Below are 19,815 nucleotides of genomic sequence, written 5' to 3' on the forward strand. Positions count from 1 at the left end.
TGAAAAAAAGAAGTTATTGCAGATTCCCTCTTGACTTCCGCCTTTGGTATGTGTTTATACTATTGTTAGTAGAAGGAGTGAATTATGAAGAACAACACATTAATGACATCAGGGACGATTTGGAAGGAGATACTTCTTTTTTCGATTCCTTTAATTTTAGGCAACCTATTTCAACAGTTATATAATATTGTCGATTCCATTATTGTCGGCAATGTGGTCGGCAGCAGCGCTCTCGCCGCAGTAGGAGCCAGCGGCGCCATCATCCAGCTTTTGGTCGGCTTCTGCATCGGGGCTTCGGCCGGTGCTGGCGTTGTCACCAGCCAGTACTACGGCGCTCGAGACGACGAGGGCGTGCGCAAAGCAGTACATACGACCATCGCCATTTCCATCGCCGCCGGCGCTATCCTATCGATAATAGGCGTTTTGACGGCGCCTCTGATTTTAGACATTATGGGGACACCGGAGGAGGTTTTTGATCAGGCATCGGATTACCTGCGGGTATTCTTTGCCGGCATCATCTTCTCTGTCATCTACAACATGTCGGCGGGCATTCTCAACGCCGTGGGAAATTCGCGCAGATCGTTGATCTATCTGATCATCGCCGCAGTCTCGAACATTTTCTTAGATATCCTGTTTGTAGCAGTATTTAAAATGGGTGTCGTCGGCGCAGCCATCGCTACCGATATCAGCCAGCTGATCTCCTGTATCTTCATCCTGCGTTTTATGCGGCGCAGCAAAGAGTCCTACAGAATCAGGCTGCGGGACGTTCGCTTTTATGACAACCTTTTAGGAAAGATCGTCAAAATCGGTCTGCCAACAGGGGTACAGAATATCGTCATCTCCCTGTCCAACGTGGTGGTTCAGTCCGGGGTCAACAGCTTCGGCGCTACCGTAATGGCCTCCTATGCGGCATTCAACAAAATTGACGGTTTCATTCTGCTGCCGATTCTGAGCATGAGCATGGCGGCTACCACCTTTGCCGGCCAAAACTACGGCGCGCGGGAGTTCGACCGGGTGCACAAGGGGATGAAGGTTTCCATCGGCATGGGCGCCGTCTATGCTGTCGTGGCAGGCGCTTTGATGCTGATCTTTGCTCCCTATATTATCAGGATCTTTACAGGCGAGCAGGCAGTCATCGATTACGGCATCTACATGATGAAATATATGTATCCGTTCTACTGGATCATCGCCATTTTCCATATTGCGACGGGTACCATCAGAGGTGTGGGAAAAACCTTGCAGGCCATGATCATGTCCATCTGCTCTCTCTGCGCGGTTCGTATCCTCTGGATCTGGGGGTCTTTCCAGTTCGCACACAAGTTATATCTGCTTTTGCTGGGTTATCCGATCACCTGGGTTATCGGCGCGATCATGATGCTGATCTACATCAAAAAAGGCAAGTGGCTGGAAGATCCGGAAGCCGCAGAGCAAAAGGAATCATAAAGAAAGGAAGGAAGAAAAGAAGTGGTAAACATCGGAAACAAATGGGATGAAGTATTAGCTGGAGAATTTGAAAAAGAATATTATTTGAAATTGCGGCAGTTTTTGATCGAGGAATATAAGACGCGGACCATTTACCCTGGCATGCACGATATGTTCAATGCCCTGCGGTATACTTCCTATGAGGATGTAAAAGCCGTCATCTTAGGCCAGGACCCCTATCACGGTCCCGGTCAGGCACACGGCATGTCTTTTTCTGTGCAAAAAGGTGTGAAACAGCCGCCGTCACTGGTGAATATCTTCAAAGAAATGAAGGACGATCTGGGTATCGACCCGCCGGATCACGGCTGTCTGGTCAAATGGGCGGAGCAGGGTGTTTTGCTCCTCAATACCTGTCTGACGGTGAGGGAACACCAGGCCAACTCCCACAAGGGAAAGGGCTGGGAGATCTTTACCGACCGGGTCATCGAGCTGCTCAACGAAAGAGAAAAACCCATCGTCTTCATTCTTTGGGGTGCCAATGCCAAGTCCAAGGCACAATTAATCACCGGGAAGCAGCATTTGATTCTCGAAGGCGCCCATCCGAGCCCTTTCTCTGCCTATAACGGATTTTTCGGCGGACAGTATTTCTCTAAGGCCAATACATTTCTGACAGAAAAAGGAGAAGGACCGATCGACTGGGACTTGAAGGAGTAACTATGGAGAAGATCGCCTATATCGTGCCGTCAGAGACGATGATTCCCGCCGTAGAAGAGATTTTGGCTGACGATGTAAAAAGGGGCGTCGTTGTGGTGCAGACGGTGGATGTTTATCGTTCCGCTGCAGAATACCGCAGGCTGGCAGCAGACGGCTACGGCGTTATCATCGCCAGAGGGGGCATCTATACTGACTTGGCCGCGGTATCCGATTCTGTCCATGTGATGGAAGAAAAAATCCGTACCTCCGATATTCTCTACATGCTGACCTCTGTCAGGGAAACTTACTGGGGAAAAATATACGTAGTGCTGCGGGAACATGTGGCAAAGAAGTTTGAAGGCGCTGTTTCTCTCTTTGATTTTCCTTTGGAAGTCAGACGTTATACAGACCTGGAATCTCTAAAGCGGCAATTGGAGTCCATACCAGAACAGGGGGTTGTCGTATTGTCCAGCGGTGTGGCGTCGATGCTTTGTGACCGGGAAGACTTGACTATGGTAGAACTGATGAATCGTGATACCACTATCAGGGAGACGGTGAGGGTGGCAAAAGAATTCCTTACCCAGCTTGCCGAAAGCGCCAAGAGGGTCAATGTGCTGGAATCGATACTCAACAATGTGGACGAGGGGCTAATTATTTTTGACCGGGAGTATCGCATTCGCGAGGTCAACAGCAAAGCAGAGGAACTGCTCGCCCAAAGTGCGGAAAATCTTCTTGCTGCTGACGTGCGTAAGGTGATCCCCAATATGCCGGCAAAAAGAATGCCTGGCGTCTGCGAGACTGCGCCCCGTTCCTTCGTGCGGAAATTAGACCGCGCCATGCTCAGCTTTACCATTCATCCTTTCCAATTCTACAAGTCAGAAAAACGATATCTGACCACGGTACAGGATGTGACCAAGATACAGGAACTGGAACACACCATTCGTATGAAGCTGGCGCAGAAGGGCCTGGTGGCGTCCTACCACTTTGACGATATCAAAACCGAAGATGCTGCCATGAAGGCTTTGATCAAAAGAGCCCGCACTATAGCGGACTTTGAAGGCTCCGTGCTAATTTACGGAGACAATGGCACGGGAAAAGAACTCTTCGCCCAGAGCATCCACAACGCCAGCAGGCGGAGAGAGGGGCCTTTTGTCGCGGTCAACTGCGCGGCCCTCAGCGAATCTCTCCTGGAAAGCGAACTCTTCGGCTATGTTGCAGGCGCATTTACCGGCGCCAGAAGTGAAGGTAAGGCGGGGCTTTTTGAGCTGGCGCACCAGGGGACGATTTTCCTGGACGAGATCAACAGCATGCCCATGGGGCTGCAGGCGAAGATCCTCAGGGTCATCGAACAGCAGGAGGTCATGCGGGTAGGTTCTGATTACGTCATCCCGCTGGACGTGCGCATCATTGCCGCCAGCAACGGAAATCTGACCAGAAGCATCCGGGAAAACCAGTTCCGCAAGGATCTCTTTTTCCGGCTCAATACCTTTCAGCTGAATATTCCGCAGGTGAAAGAGCGCAAGGGGGATATCGTGCCTCTGTTCAAATACTATCTGGCGGAGCTGCGAGGATGTCGGGCAGAGGAGATTCTGCTTTCCCCTTCTTTTGAAGAGGAACTGCTGGCTCACCACTGGCTGGGCAACGTGCGGGAGATCAAAAGCGCCGCTCTGCGTTATCACGCCTTTGACGGCGATAATTCCTGCGGCGAAATCATTCAGAATGGGCAGGCTGACGAAGGTCTTGTGGATGAGGAACTGAAAATCGACCTGGGCCAGTTGAACAAGGTGGTGGAAACCATGGTCATCGAGTCTCTGCTGGCCAAAGGCACTTCCAAAAACGATGTGGCAAAAGCGCTGGGCATCAGCAGGCAGGCACTGTATAAAAAACTCCATAGAGAAGAATGATGTAAACCAATGTAAAGAGAAGTTGACGTACGATCGACTTCTCTTTTTATTTTGCGGTAAAAAACGATGAAATTGCAAGGTCTTTAATCATGGCACGGGAATTGCAATTATATAACGTAAATCTGGCACAGAATGTTTTCTTTTCAGGTGCCGGTAAAGGAAAAAGGAGAAAAATTATGCCAGCAACAATTGTGCAAGGAGAATGGTATTCAGAGGCATTGGGACGTCCGACACAGATTACCGGTTTGCTGCCGGCCAATCTGTCCAATGGACGACTGCAGCCTGGCCGTAAACTGAAAACCATCTATCTGCTGCCGGGCGCATTGAGCCACAGCGAAGCAGTCCTCACAGAAATGAACTTAGCCTCTTACTTCGAAGGTTTCGATTTTGCAGACATCGCCATATTCTGTGTGACACCCACCTTCAGCTATTACGTGGATTATCAGAAGGAATATCGGTATGCGCATCAGTATTTTACATTTATGACCCGGGAACTCATCGAGCAGACCAGGACGCTGTTTCCCCTTTCGGATAAAAGAGAGGATACGGCGATCTACGGCTGCTCCGTAGGCGGGTATGGAGCCTATTATTGCGGGCTGAACAGTCCGGATGTCTATGGTCATGTCGGCGCCCAGAGCGGCATGCTGGATATGAAGTGGGCGATCGAGGCCCGCCCTTTCATGACGATCAAGCATCAGCGGCAGTTTGGCGACAATCTGGATATCAGCGGGAAATCCTATGACCTGTTCCATGTGGCGGCAGAGCTGGATCGAGAAGCGTCAGAGGGCAGAAAAGAAATTCCGAGGCTGTTTCAGAGCTGGGGAGAAGAGGATTACCTGGCCGTACCCAATGAGAATATGCATGCCCATTTGAAATCGTTAAAAAATCTCGACTATACATATAAGGTAATTCCGGGACCCCACGGCTGGGGCATCCACAATGAAGGGGTGAACCTGTTTCTGGACTGGTTCCTGGCAGATCAGAAGAAAGGAGATGAAGAATCATGGCAGCGTTGATTCGTACCAACATGGTGTCAGATGCGGTAAAAGACCGTATGGACGTATTGCTTGCAGTGCCGCAGAAAAAACATGTGAGATCAGCTAAGTCTCCCGAGCTGAGATTAGGCAGCTTTGAGAACGAGTACCCGGTTTTGTTTCTGCTTCACGATGAAGCTTCTTCACCGGCGGAGCTTTATCAGATAGCGGCGATTTCCCGCCTTGCCGATGAAACGGGACTTTTGATCGTTCTGCCCCAGGGACTGCTCAGCTTTTATACTGACTATGCAGAAAGGGACGTCAATGAAGGGTCGCCGGAGAAAACGGCAGCCTCCAACATCGAAGGGCAGTTCAGCGAAATGCGATATGGGTCCTTTCTTCTGGACACGGTGAATTTTGTCCGCAACACCTTTCCAGTATCAAAAGAAAGAGAAAAGACCTTTATCGGAGGCATCGGCATGGGCGGATTTGGAGCCCTGAAGTGTGCAGCAGCCAATCCAGCGCTATTTTCTGCCGCCGTCTCTATCTCCGGCATTACCGATCTGCAGTGGCTGATGGACCATGACCTGGGAAGAGGGGAACAGTTTTCCGCCATATTTGGCGGTTTGCAGGCAATGGGAGAAAACGACCTGGCCGGCAGCTTCGCAAGACTTTCGGGTACTGCGAAGGGACCGAAAGTCCTGCAGATTTGGCAGTCGTCCGAAGAGCGGGCGGCGATGAATGAAAGCTTCCGCGAAAAAATGCAGGGCGTCTATCCATGTTATGAAGCTAGAGAAAAAGAGGATTCAAGGGATTGGCACTACATCGAAAGCGCTTTACGCGAAGCAGCAGACTGGCTGTAGATTTTATTGAAAAGGAGCAGAACAAAATGAAAAAGAAACAACAAATAGAATTCGTCCCCGACAGTCGTTTTCAGGCGATGGGAAAGGAAGCGGTCATGGTATTGGTCTACTGGCTGGCTATGTTTATCGGCGTGATGCTGTCTGCAATCTTCCTGGGCAGAGGAAATCCGGCGGACTATACCTATCTCTTTGGATTTCCCCTTTGGTTTACGGTTTGTATCGGCATTATGATTGTCGGCATTCTCGTGGGCATCTACCTGGTCATGAGGGTCTTCCAAAATGTTTCTCTGGATGCAGAAGATCCGGAATTTGATTATGAGAAAGGAGTCAGAAGATAATGGATATCAGCAATACAACGCGTATTTTTGCAATCGTCACCTTTATCGTCTACGCACTAGTCTGTGTGGTACTGGGCAATGTCGCTTCCAGAAAAAAGGTCAAAGGGGATGGCTTTGGCAAAAGTTACTTTGCCGGGGGAGGAAACATGGGGTTTCTGGCAGCCGGCTTTATGATCGCAGCCAGCTTTGCCAGTGGAGGAACCTTCTTATCAAATCCCGGCCTCTCTCATGCCTGGGGGCTGATGTGGCCGATCTGTATGGCTACCTTCGCTTTCAGCGGACTGATTGCAGCCAGCATTATCAACAAGAAACTGAAAATCGTCTGTAATCGAATTCATGCGGTGTCCTTAGGCGCTGTGCTGCAGCACCGCTATGACAATAACAAATTCATCGCATGGTATACGCCGTTATCCATCGTGATTTTCACGGGGCTGTTCCTGTACCAACAGATGACCTCCGGGGCTCGTCTGATGGAAACCATGACCGGGCTGCCCTATGCTCTCGGACTGGTGATCTTTGGACTGATTCTTTTGGCTTATACCATCTTCGGCGGCAGCCGCGGGGCAGCGGCAGTATCGGTCTTCCAGGGTTTTGTCATGACGGTGACGACCGTTGTGCTTGCCATCGGCATCGTATCCTACGTCAACGGCAGCTTTGGCAATCTGGAAAATGCCTTCCGCAATTTAGCCGCAGACGAGCCGGGAATCTTAAGCCCAGGGTCCACCTTTGGCTTTGTGCTCTTGGCCTGCTATCTGTTTCAAGTGGGCGTATCTGGAAACATCGGCAAAGACAACGTCTCTCAGGCCGTCAAAATCGGAAACAGCAAATCCCTGCACAATTCAACGGCCATCACCCTTGCCTTTGTCGGCTTATGGTGCATTGTGATGCCGACCCTGGGCACCATTGGAAAAACAGTATTTCCTGATGTGGTCTCCGATACGATCATTCCCTATGCAGCGCTGAAAGTGCTTCCGCCAGTGTTTGCAGGCATCGTTTCTTCCGGTGTCGCTGCGGCGATTCAATCTACCATCGCCTTTCAGCTGCTCAACGTAAACTCCTGCGTCGTCATGGACATCTATGGCGGATTGATCAAAAAGGGAAGGGCATCCGATGCCCAGTTGAAGAAGGTCAATACGGCAGCAGTGGTGGTAATCATGGTGATTACCGTGGCCTTTGCCATTAAACCGCCGGCATTGATCGGGGTCATCAACAACTTCACCATTGCGGGCGGCGCATGTGCCTTCTTCATGCCGGTGCTCTTCGGCGTATGGTGGAAACGGGCGAACAAATTTGGCTGTATCGCCTCCATGGTTGTGGGAATCGGATACTATTTGCTTTCAACGGTAGTACCGGCGTTGAGTTTTGGTATGCTGCCGCTGATCCCATCTTTGGTATTCTCCTGCGCGGCGATGATTTTTGGCAGCCTGCTTACACCGGCGCCGGGCAGTGAAGTCCTCGACGTGTGGTTTGGTGTCGGCAGAACCTGCTGCAAGCCGTCATCGGCAAAAATAGAAGCATAAATACATTATGATATTGAAAAGAGGAAATTTAAAATGACTGAACAATTATTAGAAGGAATCCGAGTCTTGGATTTTACGGATTTTCTGGCGGGACCCTATTGCGGCATGTATTTTGCCGATATGGGCGCTGACGTGATCAAAGTGGAGAATCTGCGCAGCGGCGGCAACTTCGTCCGCGGCGCCAGGCCTCTTGAGAAGACGACGGGCAGAAGCATGTATTTCCAGAACCTGAACAGAAACAAGAGGGGGGTAGCGGTGGATTTGAAAACCGACGACGGCAAGAAGCTCTTTGCCGATCTGGTAAAATCCGCTGACGTTCTCCTTGAAAATAATCGTCCCGGCGTCATGGAGAAGCTGGGCTTCAGCTGGGAGGTCTGCCACGAGCTGAACCCGAAGCTGATTTACGCATCCATCTCTGGATATGGGCAGTACGGTGCCAATGCGAAGAAACCGGGTTATGATCTGATCGCCCAGGCCATGGGCGGTTCCATGTCCATCACGGGTTGGCCGGGTATGGAGCCGACCCGTGCAGGCATGGCCATCGGCGACCTCTTTGCCGGGCTCAATGCGGGCTTTGCCATCCTGGCCTCGCTTTTGAAGAGGGAGGAAACAGGCATCGGACAGAGAATCGACGTGGCGCTGGTGGACAGCATCGTCAGCGGCATGGAAGCCAAGCTGATGCAGTACGTGTACGAGGGAAAATCCCCGGAGATGACGGGAAACAAGTACATCTCGTCAGCGCCTTACGACTCCTTCAAAGCCAAGGATGACTACTTTGTCCTAGCCAGCGGCACCGATGTCCACTTCCGCAAGCTGACAGAAGCCATGGGTATGAAGGAACTGGCGGAAAATCCGCTCTATCTGGACACTGAGCTGAGAAAGAAAAACGCCGACTCTTTGAAAAAAGTCATCGAAGAGTGGGCCAGCGACAAGACGGTCATGGAGTGCGTGGAGATCATCGACAGTGTCGGCGTTCCAGCAGGCCCGATCTACAACTGCGAACAGGTCTGTGCTGATAAAAACATCACGGAAACAAGAGAGATGCTGGTCAAAGTTCCCCATAAGGAAGCAGGTGACTTGACCGTGATCGGCAACCCGATCAAGATGAACGAATACCCGTGCCAGTATAAAAAAGCGGCGCCGGATCTGGGGGAAGATAACTTCAGTATCTTTGCATCTCTGGGATTCTCCAGGGAGGACTTAGAGAAGTACAGAGAAGAAGGGGTGATCAACTGATGCTGACCTTACCGGAAAAAGTGGAAATCATAGAGGTCTGCCCACGGGACGGCTGGCAGAACCATAAGACGTTGATTCCCACAGAGACGAAGATCAAGTATATCAAGAAGATGATCGACTGCGGTGCGAGAAAGATGGACGTTACTTCTTTTGTCAATCCCAAGGCCGTGCCGCAGATGGCGGATGCCTTTGACGTGGTGGCAGGCGTGTCGGACTATGCAGACGAAAAGGGCTGCCGCTTGTCGGGCCTGGCGCTCAACCAGAAAGGCGTAGACAATGCGAGAAAAGCGGGACTGACTGACATATCCTTTGTCCTCTCTGTCAGTGAGGAGCACAACCTGCGTAACTCGAAACGCACCATCAAAGAATCGCTGGATACCTTTTTGAAACTGGCGGACAGCGCAGAGGGCCTTGCCATCACCCTGGCGCTGCCCTGCGTATTCGGATCGCCTTTTGGCGATGAGATACCGATGAAACGAGTGACGGATATCATCGACAAAGCCTTTGCTGCTGGCGTAACAGAAATCGGCCTGGCGGATACTGCCGGCATCAGTACGCCGGGCCACACGAGAGAAGTGCTGCAACATCTGGCAGGATTTGTGGATTTTGACCATGTGAGCATCCACTTGCACGACACCAGAGGCATGGGTCTTGCCAACGCCTATGTGGCTCTGGAAGAGGGGATTACAAAATTTGACGCGTCCATGGGAGCGATGGGAGGCTGCCCGTTCGTTCCAGGCGCAAAGGGGAATATAGGGACTGAGGATTTGATCAACATGTTTGAGCAGATGGGAGTGGCTACGGGCTATGACCTGCAGATGGTAATCGAGACTGCTGTCGAAATGGGCAGAGAAATCGATGCGGAACTGGTCAGCAGCATGACCAGGCTCTGCGCGCAAAAATAGGCTCGTGTTGATAGCGGAAATATAGTATAGTGGAAAGCGGGGAGACTCCCGCACCCTGAGGAGGAAAATATGGAATTCAAATTATCTCAGAAGATCGGTCTCTTCCTGGGACCCATCGCAGCAATTATCTTATGTATTTTACCCAGCGGCATTCCCGGCCTTGCTCCAATCGGCGTCAAAGCGCTGGCGCTGACTCTTTGGATGGTCATCTGGTGGGTGACCTCGGCGCTGCCCATCTGGGTGACGGCACTGCTGCCGATTGCAGGCTCCATCGTGCTGAACCTGGCGGGAATGGAAGTGACAGAGGAGGGCGTTAACGCTTACGGATCTTACGCTGCACCTGTAACCATGATGTGCCTGGGCGTCTTTGTCCTGGGCGCTGTTATTGAAAAATGGAATCTGCACAGACGTATCGCCCTGAGCATCATCAACATGGTCGGCGGCAGACCGTCCATGATCGTCTTTGGCTTTGGCCTTGCAACAGCAGTCATCTCCATGTTCATGTCCAATACCACGGCGGTAGCCATGCTGCTGCCTATCGCAATTGCATTGATATCCCAGCTGGGACTGACAAAAAAAGATGGATTTTCTGTAGGCCTGATTCTGATTGTGGCATACGCAGCATCCATCGGGGGTATGGCTACCTTGATTGGCTCGGGCACCAATCTGTCGGCGGTGGGGCTGATCAAAGAATTGACTGGCATCAGCATGAGCTTTACAGACTGGCTGATCATCGGCCTGCCTTTTACCATCGTGCTGCTGCCCCTGGCGACACTGCTAATCTGCAAGATGTTCAAGGTGGGACAGACGGACCTGGGCGATACCAAGGTGATCAGAGAAGAACTGAAGGCTTTGGGAAAGATGAGCAAAGGGGAGAAAATCAGCACCGTTTATCTGCTGGTGGCGATCCTGGGATTTGCGCTCAACGACCAGGTCGCGAGATTGCTTCCGTTTATCTCCAATGAAGGCTTTGCCATCGTGCTGCTGGTCGCATCCTTTGTGATTCCTGTCAATTGGAAAAAGGGAGAGTTCCTGATGGACTCCAAGACGGCCCTTGAGAAGACCTCCTGGAGCACCTTCATCCTCCTGGGCGGCGCTCTGACCCTGGGCGGTATTTTCAAAAACGCCGGTATCGCCGCCTGGATTGCAGAAGGCCTGGGTTTCCTGGCTTCCTGGCCGCCAATCCTGATCATCATCTTCCTCTGTGTCGTCGTGGCGATCCTCACAGAGGTGGTATCCAACTTCGTCGTCGTGGCAGCGTTCCTGCCGGCCATATCGGGCCTGGCAGTGACCATCGGCATGAATCCGATGTTTCTGATGATGGCGGTATCTCTTTCGGCAAGTTTCGCCTTCATGCTGCCGACGGGCACGCCGCCAAATGCCCTTGTATTCGGCAGTGGCTACATAGAGATGAAAGATCTGATGAAGGGCGGTTTTGTGGTAAAGGTGCTGGGCATCGTCATCTTCCCGGTCATCATGTACGCCGTTGCCGCGCCGCTGTCGCCATTGTTTTAAACGAACTCGTTCAATATAAATGCCTAATAGAAAAGACCGCCGGCAGGCGGTCTTTTCGTCATATGGTCTATAGATTTTTGATTTCTTCGATAGGCAGGCCTGTAATGCTTGAAATGGTTTCTATGTCAAATCCCATTTCTTTCATCTTTTTTGCATTTTCCAATTTTGCCTTTGCTTCGCCTTCGGCAAAAATCTGCTCCCGCTCCATCTCAATCTGCAGCTTGATCTTCTCTTCCAATGTCATCAGCTTCCGCCTCCATTCCGAAGTATTGTATTTCTCTACCTGGGCATGCAGGGCCTGGATGAACTTGTCGTCATCAGGCACCTCCATACGGTTTACGTAGTCGAAAAACGGCACCAGTCCCCGCGGCGTATTCTCTGCAGGGGCCGTCGTATTTACTATTAGTTTAAAGGATTCGTCGCCGTATGGCAAGTGGTTTTTGACATCGTAATTCTGGAAGCTGTAGACAGCCTGCCCCAATCCGTAGTGATCGAAGGTGCAGATGAAGATGACGTAGTTCTTTTTCAGCTCCCTGTATGCCTCCCCTCTCCGCAGCTGGTCGATGTCCATGGCTGAGGCGTAGTAACGGCCCCGCATGGGAAGGGCTGAATCGCTGGTGTTCTGCATCTCGATACTGTACCAGGAATCGTCGCCTTCAAAGAGGACGTCCAGGCGGACGCTTTTGGAAATCATGCCGGTGACGATCGTATTCTGCACTTCTACGTCCGGGTCGTCTGCAATCCTGAGCTTCCGGATCTTTCTGCCGGGGAAAATCCGCTCCAGCAGGCCTCTGCAGAGCTCGGCGTCATTCATGACCAGGGCGAACATGATGTCGTTATCAAGGGGATACTGAATGGTAGTGGTGCTTTTTTGCATATGCATGGAGAGCTCCTTTCTGTACGGTGTATAAATTCATCATCTGCTATAATTTGTAATTAATGTAATTTTATCACATAAAACAGATGATGTCAATAATTTCCATTATAATACAAAAAAGGCCACTTCAATGGAAATGACCGTAGGTATGCGAGTATTATTCTGGGCAGCTTTCTCTGAGAATCAGCTTTGACGGAATTTGTCTATGGCAAAGGGGTAAATCTGGTGTCTGGATGACCTGTCTGGCGATATCGATACAGTTTTCTGCCATTTCGTGGGAAGGCATTTCAATGACAGAGAGGGAAGGATTAGCAAAGTGAGACAGGTTGGGATCGCCGATTGCGAAGGCAATCAGTTCCACATCTTCTGGCATCACGAGTCCTTTGCGGCTGAGTATAGAAGACGCGCCGATGGCGATGGTGTCTGACATAGACAAAATCGCTTTAGGAGGATGATCCAGGCTGAGATATCTCCGGGCGGCGATTACCCCGCCATCGCAGCTGTCTTCTACGGAAAATATGGAATTCCTTTCTATAGAAAGCCCCGTCTCTTCTGCGAATTGAAGGAGCATAGAAAGCCGTTTGCCTGATACCGTGTAGAGCGCATCAGGATGGAACAGGCAGGCGCGCACATGGCCTTTTGCTGCTAAAAGATTGACCGCATTGCGCAAGGTGCTTTCGTCTTGTGAGCAGACGGTGTGGTATTTCTCCAAATATCGATTGAAGAGGATGATAGGCAGACTGGTTTTTAAGCCTTGCAGGTATGCCATATCGGCTTCCGACGGCGCGCCGATAATAGCGGCGCTGTAACGATAAGCGTTCTTCAAACCCTGTTCTTCGGCCAGCTGGTCATTGCGATAAGTGCAGATGATCAGTTCGCAGTCAAACTGCAGTTTTTCGATCTCTGTTCGAAGGCCGGTCAAAATTGCGGCAAGATAGTTGATCCTTAGATCCATGGGCCAGTAGAACGCTATGGTTGGTTTTTCAATCTCAGAAGTCCTCAGCTTCCTGGCAGAGGCATTGGGTTTGTAGGCCAGAGTCTTCGCGGCAGCCAGGACCTTTTGCTGGGTCGCGGCAGATACCTTCAGTTCCTGTCCTCTGCCATTTAAAACCAGAGAAACGGTGGCTGTAGATACGCCTGCCAGCGCCGCCACGTCTTTGATTGTTGCCATGAGTCATATCCTCTCTTTCTAAGTGTATTTTACATCAAAAAAAGCAGATGTCAAGAACTAATTAAAACGATTTAACTAAAATATTGACTGTAAATTCAGAGAGTGATATAATTAACTAAAACGTTTTAGCTAATCGAATGGATATACGAGATAGAGATCTTTGATGCCTGGAACTCCTGTAAGGGGCACTTTACGGCGCAGTGCTTTATAACCTTTTCGTGGATGGGTAAAGATGGTGCTGTTGCCGTCATGGCGCTGATCGATGCACTGGATTACCGTATCGATCAGTGAAGCAGGGTAGATGCCGCCGTAGTGGGAACCGAGAATCCCTTTGATGTCGAAGCTGACCTTGAGGCGACAGAGGCAGCTGCGATACTCAGCCAATGGCGCGCTTTGCTCGAACATGATCCAGATACTGTGACCCAGGTTATCACCTGAAAGAAGCAGGCCGCTTTGATGGTCGTAGAGTGCGACGCAGCCCCGGGTATGGCCGGGAAAGAAAAAGACTTCCACGATTCTCCCGCCTAGATCGAAGATCTGCCCGTCAGTTAGATCGATAAAGCTGCAGGGCTTATAGGCGTAATAATCTTGGAGATCGAAGCCTTCCGGCCAGGGACGGGGTTTCTTCCCCTGCTGATAGAGAGACCACATCCGGTCCATGAGGCTTTCTTTTTCTTTCTGATAGAGGTCGTAAACCTGGCGCTCGTAGGGATGGATATAGATTTTCTGATCAAACCAGAAGTTGCCGCCTGCGTGATCCAGGTGGCCGTGACTGTTGACGATGGTCAGGGGCAGATCGGTCAGGGCGCTGACTGCTTCTCTGATGTCACAAAATCCGTAGCCCGTATCAAAGAGCAGGGCGCGCTCTCGGCCCACAATCAAAGTACAGTGTACGTCACCCGGCTCATAGATATGGAAGAGGGAAGGCGCCGCTTCGTAAGGCGTAAAGTAAGTCATATCAAACATCTCCTATTAACAAAATCTTTCTAAATTATCATACCACATTTTAGCGGAGGAAAATCATGAATTTAGCAGTTCTATCATTGATCGTGTTTCTGATAACCGTCGTCGTCGGCATTGTGCGCAAGGTCAACTGCGGCCTGGCAGCCATTTTGGCGTCTTTTGTCTTGATTCTCTTTTTTATTCCCCAGATGGACCTGGCTGATCTCTATCGTCTGGGGTGGCCAGTGAGCACTTTTTTTATGATGCTTTCGGTTCTTCTGCTTTTCGGCATTGCGGGCACTAATGGAACCATGGAAATTGTGGCGAAGAGGATCTTGTCTCTGGCCAAAGGCAGGGCTTTCCTGATGCCATTTGTCATCTACCTTCTCTCCTTCCTGCTTTCAGCCAGCGGGGCAGGACCAGGGGTAGCGCCGATGATTATGATGATTGCAATGGGAGTCTGCAAAGAGACGGGACTCAGCTGTTTCATGATGGGGATCATGGTGGAAATCGGTGCGGCTTCGGGCGGTTTGTCTCCGGTAGCGACTTCCGGCATCATTGCAAAGGAGCTGGCAAAAGAGGCAGGAGTCAGCGGTTACATGGGATTGTTTCTGCCTTACGCTGCCGCCATGTTCGCAGAAGTACTGCTGGTGTATTTCTTATTCGGTGGCGCCAAGGCCAAGACGGTTTCGTCAACAAACCTGCGGCAAAGCATTCCGCAGATGAACCTGCATCAGAAAGAAACTTTGGCTGTCATTTTGTTCGTTATCTGCGCTATCATTTTTTTAGGATTGGATGTCTCCGTAACGGCTTTTTCCGGTGCGGCCCTGTTGATTCTCTTGGGCGTCATGGAGGACAAAAAGGCGGTTTCCACTGTGAACTGGAATACCCTGCTGCTGGTTGCAGGAATGTACATGTTGATTTCCGTAGTAGATCAGTGCGGCGGCATCGCGCTGATCTCTGATATCCTGCTCAAATGGATTACGCCAAAGTCCGCTACAGGCATTATGACTTTGATCAGCGGCCTTCTAGCCACGGTGACCAGCTCTTCTGGCGTGGTGATGCCGACTTTGATTCCTGTGGGCGGCCATATTGCGGAAAGTCTTGCGGGGGTATCTGCCTCATCGCTGCTGTCCGGCGTCATCGCCGGGGCCAACTGCGCCCTATTCTGCCCGTTTTCGGTTCTGGGTTCCATGACCATAGCCCTTTACCCGGAAGGCACAGACCGGCAGATGATCTTCAAACGCCATCTGCAGATGACGGCGGCATCTATTGTCTTCTTTACCTTGTTAGGGTTCAGCGGGTTTCTCAGTTTGTTTGCCTAGTGTTAAAGCGTTATGCAGGATGCAGTCAGATTCCTCAAAGAACCTAGCTGCATTGTAAAGAATACCCCCTCTCCTCTATGTGACGAGAGAGTTTTTGCAAGGCCCTGCAGATTTCTTGAGTCTTTGGGTACAATAGTGTATAATAAAAGCTACAAAAATTTGGAGGTTAAGAAATGATTGCAGGAATTATCATTGCGGCAGTGGTCGCGATTTTGGTGATCTGGGTGATTGCCAGCTACAACGGCTTTATCAAAGCAAAAAATAACGTGGAAGAGAGTTTCTCCACCATGGACGTTTATTTAAAGAAGAGATATGATCTGATTCCCAACTTGGTAGAGACGGTCAAAGGTTACGCCAAACATGAGACAGAGACTTTGAACAAGGTGATCTCCGCTCGCAATATGGCGGAGGGTGCTGCGACCATGGAGGACAAGATCCAGGGCGAAAACATGCTGACTGGTACCCTCAGATCCTTATTTGCCGTGGCCGAAAACTATCCTGACCTGAAAGCAAATGAGAATTTCATGGATTTACAGGGACAGCTCAGACAGGTAGAAGAGGACATCGCCAATGCGAGAAAATACTACAATGCAGTTGTCAAGCTTTATAACAATAAGTGCGAAATGTTCCCGACTAATATCCTTGCAGGGCTTTTCCACTTTGATCAGAAACCGATGTTCGAAGTAGAAACAAAAGCAGAGAGACAGAACGTGAAGGTGGAATTTTAAGATGAGAAAAGGTATCAAAAGACTCGTGATTTTGGGAACCCTTTTGACTATGATGCTGGCCATGTCGGCATCTGCGGTCTTTGCCTGGCAGGACTACGAGACCGACGCCTTCAACGTCAAGGTCGACATCGGGGAAGACCATGTGATCCATATTACAGAGACCATCCGTGTGGACTTTCATTCAGCAAAACACGGCCTATACAGAAATATCCCCTATCAACCCAAGTTTTATAAGATCAAAAACATCCAGGTCAAAGGGGATGATTTTGACGTGTCTACTGAGGCGGAAAATAACGTGGTGCAAAAGGTCATTCAAATCGGCAGCGCCGACAAGACGGTCACTGGCGGCAAGACTTATGAGATTAGCTACGATATGGTCTGCTACGAGGATGAATCGAAGCAGCTTGACTACCTCTCCTTAGATGTACTGCCGACCAATTGGGAGACACCTATAAACTCTGCTAATATTACGGTCAAAATGCCAAAGGCAATGGACTGGGACGAACTAAAAATCTACTCTGGCGCCTACGGATATCAGAATGTGATTAAAGATCGTTACCTTGGAGTGGAGTATCACATCGATAAGAATAAGAATGTGATCCGGATCACTGGTGAGAATCTCATCCAGGGTACGGGCGTGACGCTGCGTGCGGATTTGCCAGAGGGTTACTGGGTTGATCCGGCGAATCACGATTGGCTGATCTATCTGCTGTTTGGGATTTTGATCGGGATACCCGTTTTGATGTGTCTGCTTTGGCTGCTGTTCGGACGTGACCCGAAAATCATCAAAACAGTAGAGTTTTATCCGCCGGAAGGAATGACCCCGGCAGAAATCGGCTACGTTATCGACGGTGTGATTGACAATAAGGATATCGTTTCGATGATTACGTATTATGCGTCAAAGGGATATCTCTCTATTCAGGAGTATGAAGCCATGAAGACGACCAAATTCATGGTCAAGAAGCTGAAGGACATCGATTCCAGTGAGAAGCGCTTTGCGAAAACTTTCTTTAATGCTATCTTTGAGTCGGGAGACAGAATTAAGCTGGACGAACTGCCAGAAGATTTTGGCGACCTTTATTGGGCGGCGAGAGATCAGTTAAAGGGTTGGTATACTGGCGAGAAAGCCTTATTTACCAGCAGCTCGAAAGTTTGTCGGGGGATCGGCACCGTTTTGATGTTCGTGCCGCCGGTAGTGTCCATTTTGCTCAGTGCTCTTTTGTCCCTTGAGTTCCTGACACTGATTGGCTTGATACCGCTGGTGATTTTGCTCATGGCGGGTCTGCTTATGGTCATGATGACTTTTGACCGGCGCGACTCTATGAAAAAAGGGAAACGAACGACCCTCTTTGTCATCGGTACTGTTTTCATTGCACTGGGTATCTTGATTGCCGCCGGATTGACCGCTTATCTGCTCAAGAGCGAGATTCTGGCATTGCTAGTCATCGCCTCTACTGTCGTAACCTATGCTTTTGTGCTTTTGATGAAGTCGCGTACCAGATGGAGCGCCGGGCTGCAGGGAAAAATCCTGGGCTTTAAGGATTTTATCGAAGCAGCGGAACTGAATAAATTGAAAATGCTGGTGGAAGAAAATCCAGAGTATTTTTACGATATCATGCCTTACGCTTATGTCATGGGGCTGTCGGATAAGTGGGCGAAAAATTTTGAAAATATACCGACGAACCCGCCTTCCTGGTACTATGGCGGAAACAGCAGCATGGTGTTCAGTACCTTGTGGTACAGCCACATGATTACCAATTGCAGCCGCAATTTCTCCAGCGGCATTATGAACGTCACCAGCGTGGACACTGGCGGCGGCAGCATCGGAGGCGGCTTTGGCGGCGGAGGCTTCTCAGGAGGCGGCTTCGGCGGCGGCGGAGGAGGCGCCTGGTAACATTCATGAACGAGCGATCAAAAGCATATATTAAACTGATCACCGCCATGCTGATCTGGGGCAGCGTCGGTCTCTTTGCTAAGATGATTCCCATGGAAAGCGCACAGATCGTATTGGGACGAGTCGTCTTAGGCGGCATCGTCCTGGGAATTGTCTACGCCTTGAGCAGAGAAAAGTCCTCGCGCACACTGCTTAAGAAAAACATCCCTGTTCTGGCCTTATCTGGTGCGGCCATGGGATTTAACTGGATTGCCCTATTTGAGGCGTACAAGTTTACCACGGTCAGCCTGTCCACCATCGCATACTACTGCGCACCTATCGTGGTCATGGCGGCTTCTCCGTTCTTTTTAAAGGAGAGGATTACAAAGACAAAGGCCCTTGGAATTCTGGCGGCTATGGCAGGACTCTTGTTCATCACTGGCGGCCTAGACGGCGGCAGCGATCCGAAGAGGGGATTTTTATTCGGCCTCCTGGCGGCGGTTCTCTATGCGTCCGTCACGCTGCTGAACAAAAAAGCCAGCAGCATCACAGGAATGGAAATCACCTTGATGCAGCTTTTTGCAGCGGGGCTGGTCATCCTTCCCTATGCGGTGATTACCAACCAGTCTGGCTGGACGATGCCGCCTCTGTCAGGCGTTCTGGCACTGTTGATTATCGGCATCATACATACCGGTTTTGCGCTGTTTTTATACTTTTCGTCCATTCAGCAGCTCCCCGGGCAGACAGTGGCGCTTTTAAGCTACATCGACCCCTGTTCCGCCTTGCTTTTTTCAGCGGTATTCCTAGGAGAGCGCATGGCAGTGAAGGATTTTGCTGGAGCAGCGCTGATTTTGGGCGGGGCGCTTTATGGAGAACTGGTACAAAATAGAAAGGGGAAAACAAAATTTGAAAAGTAAGATCGTGAAATTGACCTGGAAGGTGGCTTTCGTTTTTGTCCTATTGACAGCGGCCTTTGCCATCTACTTCTATCAAAATGCAGAACTTGCAAAGCAGATTTTTGCCACATATTTACCGAAAGCACAGTCCGTCATGAATGAAGATGGAACGCTGTCTTATGTGGGCGTTGTGATGAACAACGTCTTTGCCTGTGCCATGTGCATCGGCATGGGGTGTATTCCGTTTATCTTCCTGCCTGCGCTGTCAGTGCTGTCAAACTGCATGATCATCGGCGCACTGCTGGGTTATGGCGCTGCGGCAGGAACCATATCTCCACTGCCTGCCATCGTCTATGGACTGCTGCCTCACGGTATCTTTGAACTGCCTGCTTTCTTTTTGTCTATGGCGATGGGCATCTATCTCTGCAGAACATTGACGATGAAACTTTTAGGTAAAGCGAAAGAAGAAAAAATCCTCACCATGCTCAATCATCTGGCAAAGACCTTTGTCCTGGTGGTGATCCCGCTGCTGATCATAGCAGCAGTGATTGAATGCAATTTTACCCCGATGATTATGAAGGCTGCTGGCATCCATTCGTGATGCCAGTTTTGCTTTTTTGTGAAAGATGTTAG

At 50.2% G+C, this 19,815-nt stretch carries 18 protein-coding genes; 15 read left to right on the forward strand and 3 right to left on the reverse strand.

Translation table 11 applies throughout. The features are described 5' to 3' along the window. Positions 1–84: 84 nt before the first annotated feature. From BN6539_RS14180 to BN6539_RS14225, 10 genes are all read left to right on the forward strand, one after another. Positions 85–1,443 (forward strand): MATE family efflux transporter, encoded by a 1,359-nt coding sequence (locus BN6539_RS14180; RefSeq protein WP_187375510.1) that lies wholly within the window; start codon positions 85–87, stop codon positions 1,441–1,443. A gap of 21 nt (positions 1,444–1,464) precedes the next feature. Then, complete coding sequence (locus BN6539_RS14185) at positions 1,465–2,136, forward strand: uracil-DNA glycosylase (protein WP_067539873.1); 672 nt, start codon at positions 1,465–1,467, stop codon at positions 2,134–2,136. A gap of 2 nt (positions 2,137–2,138) precedes the next feature. Continuing rightward, positions 2,139–4,019, forward strand: a complete 1,881-nt coding sequence (locus BN6539_RS14190; RefSeq protein ID WP_067539876.1) for a sigma 54-interacting transcriptional regulator — start codon at positions 2,139–2,141, stop codon at positions 4,017–4,019. A 176-nt stretch (positions 4,020–4,195) separates the two neighbouring features. Continuing rightward, on the forward strand, positions 4,196–5,035 hold the full coding sequence (locus BN6539_RS14195; RefSeq protein ID WP_067539878.1) for an alpha/beta hydrolase: 840 nt from the start codon (positions 4,196–4,198) through the stop codon (positions 5,033–5,035). Next, positions 5,023–5,856: an alpha/beta hydrolase-fold protein gene (locus BN6539_RS14200; protein ID WP_067539886.1), complete on the forward strand. Its 834-nt coding sequence runs from the start codon at positions 5,023–5,025 to the stop codon at positions 5,854–5,856. Before BN6539_RS14195 ends, BN6539_RS14200 begins: the two co-directional genes overlap by 13 nt. Positions 5,857–5,882: 26 nt before the next feature. Then, positions 5,883–6,194 carry a YhdT family protein gene (locus tag BN6539_RS14205; protein WP_067539888.1) on the forward strand — a complete coding sequence of 104 codons (312 nt, stop codon included), beginning with the start codon at positions 5,883–5,885 and terminating at the stop codon, positions 6,192–6,194. Further along, a complete protein-coding gene (locus BN6539_RS14210) occupies positions 6,194–7,714 on the forward strand; it encodes a sodium:solute symporter family transporter (RefSeq protein WP_067539890.1) in 1,521 nt (506 codons plus the stop codon). Before BN6539_RS14205 ends, BN6539_RS14210 begins: the two co-directional genes overlap by 1 nt. 33 nt (positions 7,715–7,747) lie before the next feature. Further along, on the forward strand, positions 7,748–8,950 hold the full coding sequence (locus BN6539_RS14215) for a CaiB/BaiF CoA transferase family protein (RefSeq protein WP_067539892.1): 1,203 nt from the start codon (positions 7,748–7,750) through the stop codon (positions 8,948–8,950). Next, on the forward strand, positions 8,950–9,855 hold the full coding sequence (locus BN6539_RS14220) for a hydroxymethylglutaryl-CoA lyase (protein ID WP_067539895.1): 906 nt from the start codon (positions 8,950–8,952) through the stop codon (positions 9,853–9,855). The genes BN6539_RS14215 and BN6539_RS14220 overlap by 1 nt, the downstream gene beginning before the upstream one ends. Positions 9,856–9,924: 69 nt before the next feature. Beyond that, positions 9,925–11,370 (forward strand): SLC13 family permease, encoded by a 1,446-nt coding sequence (locus BN6539_RS14225; protein ID WP_067539898.1) that lies wholly within the window; start codon positions 9,925–9,927, stop codon positions 11,368–11,370. Between the two features lie 67 nt (positions 11,371–11,437). Here BN6539_RS14225 and BN6539_RS14230 read toward each other — a convergent pair whose 3' ends face one another. The 3 genes from BN6539_RS14230 to BN6539_RS14240 form a co-directional block, all read right to left on the reverse strand. Continuing rightward, entirely contained in the window at positions 11,438–12,253 is an 816-nt protein-coding gene (locus BN6539_RS14230) for an Rpn family recombination-promoting nuclease/putative transposase (protein ID WP_067539902.1), read from the reverse strand. A gap of 151 nt (positions 12,254–12,404) precedes the next feature. Beyond that, on the reverse strand, positions 12,405–13,418 hold the full coding sequence (locus BN6539_RS14235) for a LacI family DNA-binding transcriptional regulator (protein ID WP_067539905.1): 1,014 nt from the start codon (positions 13,416–13,418) through the stop codon (positions 12,405–12,407). A gap of 129 nt (positions 13,419–13,547) precedes the next feature. Further along, on the reverse strand, positions 13,548–14,375 hold the full coding sequence (locus tag BN6539_RS14240; RefSeq protein ID WP_067539908.1) for an MBL fold metallo-hydrolase: 828 nt from the start codon (positions 14,373–14,375) through the stop codon (positions 13,548–13,550). Between the two features lie 65 nt (positions 14,376–14,440). Here BN6539_RS14240 and BN6539_RS14245 point away from each other — a divergent pair, with 65 nt between their 5' ends. From BN6539_RS14245 to BN6539_RS14265, 5 genes are all read left to right on the forward strand, one after another. Next, on the forward strand, positions 14,441–15,685 hold the full coding sequence (locus BN6539_RS14245) for an SLC13 family permease (RefSeq protein WP_067539911.1): 1,245 nt from the start codon (positions 14,441–14,443) through the stop codon (positions 15,683–15,685). A 173-nt stretch (positions 15,686–15,858) separates the two neighbouring features. Beyond that, positions 15,859–16,413 carry a LemA family protein gene (locus BN6539_RS14250; protein WP_067539913.1) on the forward strand — a complete coding sequence of 185 codons (555 nt, stop codon included), beginning with the start codon at positions 15,859–15,861 and terminating at the stop codon, positions 16,411–16,413. Position 16,414: 1 nt separating this feature from the next. Next, positions 16,415–18,307 (forward strand): DUF2207 domain-containing protein, encoded by a 1,893-nt coding sequence (locus BN6539_RS14255; RefSeq protein WP_067539916.1) that lies wholly within the window; start codon positions 16,415–16,417, stop codon positions 18,305–18,307. 5 nt (positions 18,308–18,312) lie between these two features. Continuing rightward, on the forward strand, positions 18,313–19,203 hold the full coding sequence (locus tag BN6539_RS14260; protein WP_067539919.1) for a DMT family transporter: 891 nt from the start codon (positions 18,313–18,315) through the stop codon (positions 19,201–19,203). Next, positions 19,193–19,783: a stage II sporulation protein M gene (locus BN6539_RS14265; protein ID WP_067539922.1), complete on the forward strand. Its 591-nt coding sequence runs from the start codon at positions 19,193–19,195 to the stop codon at positions 19,781–19,783. The genes BN6539_RS14260 and BN6539_RS14265 overlap by 11 nt, the downstream gene beginning before the upstream one ends. The last annotated feature ends 32 nt before the right edge of the window (positions 19,784–19,815 follow it).

Source organism: Emergencia timonensis (assembly GCF_900086585.1).
Taxonomy (GTDB): Bacteria; Bacillota; Clostridia; order Peptostreptococcales; family Anaerovoracaceae; genus Senimuribacter; species Senimuribacter timonensis.